Raw genomic sequence first — 5,789 nt, forward strand, 5'->3', positions numbered from 1 at the left:
GCAAATCGTCCAAAACGTTTTCCTTGCGGCGTGCCAGCATCCATTCATACACAGGTTCATGAAAGACACTATTGAAAATCCTACGGAATGTACTGATAGTGTATCCGCCTAATTGTGCCAGTTCTTCTACCGTCTTTACTTTTTTATAATTCTGAATGACAAAACATTGAAAGCCATTTGTATATTTGGAAAGTGGATGTACCAAGCTCGCAAGATCATAATCGGAGTAGTAGTAACCCAACACAAATGCCAATTCCTTCCGTTTGAGAGACAACAATTCCCGACAGACTTTATCTCCCTTCAAATAGGTTATAGAGCCATTCAAGAAATATTGTAATTCAGGAATTATTTTTAAAGGGGAATAGATAAGCGGAGGAGATACCTCTTTCATGATATGATTAAAACGCAAATCGCAAAACAACTCCGGTTGAACGAAACGATAATAAATACATTCGCATTCAGTCATAGCAAGCATCTCAAATTTTGATCCGATAGCCTGAAGAATAAACTCACCTTCTCTGAGCATCGTACCTGCATATTCCTGACTATTAACCAGCATCTCTCCCTTCATCAAAAAAAGAATGAAATTCTCCTCGCATTTATGCGCAGGCCTATGGAAACCCCGCTGATAAATAATATGAGCAATGGCATTGCTCACAGCTTTTGGACAGTTTTGACAATCCCAATTTCCTTGACAGATAGACGGCATATGTTGGCTTTGCTTGTATTTGTTTTATGTTTTCAACAAAAATATATGAAAGATTTCATATAGCCATAAAAAAAAGGAGAAAAGTAAAAAAGAAGTCATCTCATTTTTCTGAGATGACTTCTTAAAAGTATTTCTAATCTCGAAATAATCCTTCGAAAGCTCAATTTTCAAATCTAGAAAGTTTTTACTGAGCCTCGTTTGCTTCCGGCGTTGTTTGAGTATTCCAGTTAGTTACATCTGGAGTAAATGTAACATTTTCAGCTCCGCCTGGTAATAAAAGAGTATAAAGAATCTTATCACCAGCTCCCCAAACAACATCTTTCAAACTAACTTTTTTCTCTCCATTAAAGACTTCTCCACCACCATATACAGTAGAATATGCTATTGTTATTTCTGCATTTTCTCCCAAAGTTTGCGGCATTAACATTAATGCATTATCACCCGTTGCTAAAGTAAGTTCAGAAGTACCTGTAAAATCGGTATAAGTTGCATTATACTGATACGATTTAGAAGTAGAAGGATTTGACCAAGTACCTACTACACTTTCAGTAGGATTAGTATAAGTAAAATTTCCAGCATTATTTATTCCTGACAAAGTAATCTCGGTTACTTTATAAGTAAAACCATCATCCTTCCCTTTTAATTTGAAATTAATCTGGGTCAGGACATGTTTAAAATCTAATTTTACAGGTGTACCGGATACTCCCGGTTTGGTTTCATTTTTTGCATAAGCCACGACTAAATCTTCTTGAGAATCAACGATAGTATAAGAAAAACTTGGATAACCTGCTTTTGAACTAGTCGGCTCAACATAGTTCACATTAGCCACAGGCGAATATGAAAAGAATTGAATCTTATCCTTTAAAGGCCAGTAATAAGGCCCAACAGGGTTCATTGTCCATGCTGAGCTATTCCAAGAAACTACCACACCATCCATAAATGGTGTTTCACCCAAAATGGTTTCAGCAGACATATCATTATCCTTTGTATTATATGCAAAAACCTTAAACCCACCATTAGTTTTCAAACCTTCTGTCTTTAACTCGCTCGCTCTTGTTGCCTTACTTACTATGGTAGTAAAGTTAATCTCAGTTTTCTGTCCTTCATTCTCAAATTCTTCATTCTGTGAGCAACTCGTAATTGCCAAAGCAGCTGTTACTGCCAATAAAATCTTTTTCATAACTGTATCTTTTTAGTTAATAATATTATTCTATTCTGTTTATGCTATTAGGAATCAGTTTACTGGTAATTCAATATTATCTTCTGGTCCCCAACCATCAACGTTTCCATTCATTCCTCCACCCCCGTCAGGATTAGGTGGTGTTTCCGGTTTCTCTACCTCAATCTTATCATCAGGTGGCAACTCAATCTCTGGTGGCGGATCTTGTTTTCCTTCTTCCTCCTTCTCATCTTTTTCAAGCGTACCAATTATTTCAGTAACATCAATCGTCCTTTCCTGTATCGTATTATCAGTTCTTACAAAACTTAGTATCAACTTTACACTACTTGCTTCTCGAGAAACCGGTTCTCCCAACATTGACATTCGCGTCGGTATATCTTTCTCCCCTTTAAAAGCAGTAAAATGCGCTATTACTTTGCCACCCTCCTTCTTTGCTTCAAAATAAATAGGCTGTGAGTTACACATTCCGCAACCTTTACCTATACAATAGCAATCAGACAATCCATTTACACACCCTATAACTGATGTCACATATTCCAGTCCTTTCACCTCTATTGCAAAGGAGTAGTTCTTTATTACCGATTCCAATTCCCAATCCAAGTGAAACACTTCATCACTTTTCTTTATTTTCAATTCATCAATATTCAACACATATAACGGGTCCGGCGACCAAACCATTTTTTCAGTTCCGGCAATGCCCAAACCATTGCAATATCCCGTATATGCCTCAATCGTTTCATAGGATTCCTCACCTCGGATTCGCACTACTTCCGTGTTATAGTTGTAAGCTACCACCGAATATCGTCCGGGAGGGACCTTCATCTCCCCACCTTGTACCGAAAGGTACCTATCCACTTTTCTGCCTTCCCCGTCTTTCGGATAAAATATAATCCGAACTCCTTCCGGCAATTCATCTGTTACTCCGGCCCAATCTAACAAGATTTCTACCCCGCTTACAGGATAATCATCCAATACATCGCGACGACTACACCCGGTCAGCATCAGCAGCGAGGACAGAAGCACAAGAATAATATATCTTGTATCTCGCATAACGTCCTTACCTCCTTGTTGTTATCAGCCATACCAGAGAAATTTTCGCCTTGGTAGGGCCAATAAAGTTATAACGCCCACTATTTGTCCATATAATATCCCCCTCGTAAGGAGTATATTTCTTATATTCCGTTGTCAAATACCCTATGCCGAGACTGAACTCAAGTGAAAAATGAAGTGCCAGTTGTCGTGCATACCCGTAAGTCACTCCTGCAGCTCCATAATACTTACCTTGATAACCGTCTCCCTGTAATTGAAAGTCATATATTCCACCTTCAGCATAAAGCCCGATAAAATGCCCGGTCAACCGATTATGTTTCTGCCTGTTTCCCAACCAGTAACGTCCTTCCATGCCTCCTGAAAGAAGTTGATAGCAAAAATCATGTTCACTATTCAGCCACCACGGGCATTTGTATTCGGTATTCAAAGACCACCGCTTGCCTAATGGAATCTCCACTTCTATATTCGGCGCCAATGCCATATCATATAGCAGGTTATTCTTCACTGCAAGTACTGTTTTACTTTTCCCCGGTCCTTCTGCCTCCGACATAACTGCCTCACAGGTCTGTTCATTTACACTTTCTCCCACAGACTTATCAGGCTGACTATCCGGAAGCGCCTCTTCCTGTCTTGAAACCAACAACTCGGAGACAGAAGATACCGGTTCAAAGGTTTCCTTCGCCACTTCCGGGATTTCCCGGACTATTGTAATTTCAGACCGCCTCAACTTAGGAAATACATTGTTGACCATGTATCTGTAAGCAGCTCCCTGATTTAACTTACGTAACAATTGTTTCCGTTTTGCGATATCATTCTTATGATAATCAATCAATATCAACACTTCCTCACGATCCGGCAGGTTAGGGTCAGCTGCCGCCAACTTACGTAACTCTGACCAATTCTCGCCTGCTGAAAAATAATGAATCTTATTAACATCAATATTCGAATGATATCGTTGTAAGAATTCACTAACCGAGTGATTCCTCTTGGAAATCAAATTTGTATTATAAGACTCGTCATCTTCGGGAGAAACAGAAGTGATTACATTCAAAGCAGTTATATATTTCGTATCCGAGTTCCTCGCCAACAAAGAGTCCAACACTGCAGCCACCTGATTATTACTACCATAACAAGAGTCAACACACGTTTCAGACACCTCGAAATATATTACTGCCCGCCGGACCGTATCACCTGTAGCTGTGAAAAACGGAATCATAGCATATCCACTTTCCGAAAGACCAAGTAATGTCATAAAAAAAGTCAATATATAGATTCCATGTTTCATAGTCGTTCGTTTCTGTGAACAAATATAGAAGTTAAGAAATGAATAAAATCATACTTTCAGAACAAAATATAGGGTGTGAAAGGTTCTGTGAACCGATTGAAACGATTTTGCAAGTTTGAAAAGTTCAATAGTAGAATATTAACAAAAAAAGATGCACAGATCATCGAATATTCATCGATTCTCTGTGCATCCACAACTCTAAAGCCTTCTTTAAAGCAAAACTAAACTTATTATACTGCCGGATCGGGTGTCACTCCTCCTTCTCCCTTGCCATCATCGCCAGAACCCGGCTTTCCGCCGGTATTATCACCGTTGCTACTTCCGTCCGTATAATCTGTTTCAATCTCCGCACGACGCGTAATACTCATGTCCGCCAACGTATCTTTGAAGATTTTCCCCGGATAGAATAAAATCTTTCTCTGAACGATTGACTTGGACGAAATTTCCTTTTCTTCATCCGAGCTTTTTGTACGGATAGTAGGGCTAAAGATTCCGAACTCACCCAACTGAACGCTCTTTCCGTCATCAATATCCTCAGCCATTTTATCTACCAGACCACTGACTACCAAATCGACCACTTTCCGATGAACACCACAAAGCTGACTTACTTTGCGACATATCTTTGCAAAATTAACCCTACCGGAACGAACCGATTTTGCTACATACTTTTCGTTTTTGTCTTTGTCAAAACCGAACACTCTTTTTGTTACTACATACTCTAAAGCCATAATCGTTAAAGTTTAAATGGTTAAAAAAATAAAGGTTATCTGTTTGCCATTCGTTTTGTTTGAATGACTCTGCAAAGATATAACAGGGCGTATACTGTCCAGTCCCCTTTTGTCTCCATTACGTCTCCTTTTTGGTACTTACAGGTCATTAGATTCAAGTAATAACACACTAGTTATTAACTAGATATACAAATTAATATTTTTTCATGAATACATCATCAAAGTAATCTTTCATACTAGATCTAAACACCGCCTCATTCTTAAAATATCCTCCTTTATAAAAATGTACCCGTTTATGCAGTAAACAGGCTAAAATAGCCACATGCAATCTATCTGTATGTATAATATCAAATTCATCAATCTTTTTGATAAAAGGAGCAATTGGAGTAATTTCATTTCCCCAAAGACTAATATCCATATTCAAAGCTATATAGTTCTGTTTCCCGAGACTCTCTCTATCCGTTCTAAAGAAATATCCAGTTTGTCCGGTAGATAAGTTCTCCGAAGTAATTTTGTCAAAAAGATAAAAAGCCATATCATGACAGAAAAATGCTTGGGAACAATATTGTTTACTCTCATATAAATCTCGACAGAAAAAGGTAACATCAGCAGAATCTAAGCAAAACATCAACGTAGAAGGTAAAACAACTGTATGCTTAAAAAACTTGTGATAATGACGTCAATCATGCGCATCACATACATGGAGGACATTTTTTTTGTCCCCCATGTATATAGAGGCCAAGACTAACTCATGTTATTCCCAAGAAATTACTCATACGGTCAATACACCGTTTCTTTTGATTGAGATTAGGATGAACGTACAGATTAAGTGTCGTT

6 protein-coding genes are annotated in these 5,789 nt (G+C 38.4%); all 6 read right to left on the reverse strand.

Features of this window, described 5'->3' with window-relative positions:
- Positions 1-709: helix-turn-helix transcriptional regulator (locus BHV72_RS06685; RefSeq protein ID WP_286855361.1), on the reverse strand; the 709-nt coding region annotated here is incomplete at its 3' end.
- Positions 710-893: 184 nt separating this feature from the next.
- Positions 894-1,889 (reverse strand): fimbrillin family protein, encoded by a 996-nt coding sequence (locus BHV72_RS06690; protein WP_286855363.1) that lies wholly within the window; start codon positions 1,887-1,889, stop codon positions 894-896.
- A gap of 54 nt (positions 1,890-1,943) precedes the next feature.
- Positions 1,944-2,939, reverse strand: coding sequence for a DUF5119 domain-containing protein (locus BHV72_RS06695; RefSeq protein ID WP_195414552.1), 996 nt, complete (start codon positions 2,937-2,939; stop codon positions 1,944-1,946).
- Between the two features lie 7 nt (positions 2,940-2,946).
- Positions 2,947-4,224 (reverse strand): DUF3575 domain-containing protein, encoded by a 1,278-nt coding sequence (locus BHV72_RS06700; protein WP_195414553.1) that lies wholly within the window; start codon positions 4,222-4,224, stop codon positions 2,947-2,949.
- 230 nt (positions 4,225-4,454) lie between these two features.
- Positions 4,455-4,952 (reverse strand): HU family DNA-binding protein, encoded by a 498-nt coding sequence (locus BHV72_RS06705; RefSeq protein ID WP_195414554.1) that lies wholly within the window; start codon positions 4,950-4,952, stop codon positions 4,455-4,457.
- A gap of 193 nt (positions 4,953-5,145) precedes the next feature.
- Positions 5,146-5,487: a hypothetical protein gene (locus BHV72_RS06710; protein WP_195578839.1), complete on the reverse strand. Its 342-nt coding sequence runs from the start codon at positions 5,485-5,487 to the stop codon at positions 5,146-5,148.
- Between the last annotated feature and the right edge of the window lie 302 nt (positions 5,488-5,789).

The sequence above is a fragment of the Bacteroides sp. 43_46 genome (genome assembly GCF_001915455.1).
GTDB classification, from domain to species: Bacteria; Bacteroidota; Bacteroidia; order Bacteroidales; family Bacteroidaceae; genus Bacteroides; species Bacteroides caccae.

Coding starts and splice junctions, on each gene's coding strand:
- BHV72_RS06690 (WP_286855363.1), bottom strand. CDS start 1,889: ATGAAAAAGATTTTATTGGCAGTAACAGCTGCTTTGGCAATTACGAGT.
- BHV72_RS06695 (WP_195414552.1), bottom strand. CDS start 2,939: ATGCGAGATACAAGATATATTATTCTTGTGCTTCTGTCCTCGCTGCTG.
- BHV72_RS06700 (WP_195414553.1), bottom strand. CDS start 4,224: ATGAAACATGGAATCTATATATTGACTTTTTTTATGACATTACTTGGT.
- BHV72_RS06705 (WP_195414554.1), bottom strand. CDS start 4,952: ATGGCTTTAGAGTATGTAGTAACAAAAAGAGTGTTCGGTTTTGACAAA.
- BHV72_RS06710 (WP_195578839.1), bottom strand. CDS start 5,487: ATGGCTTTTTATCTTTTTGACAAAATTACTTCGGAGAACTTATCTACC.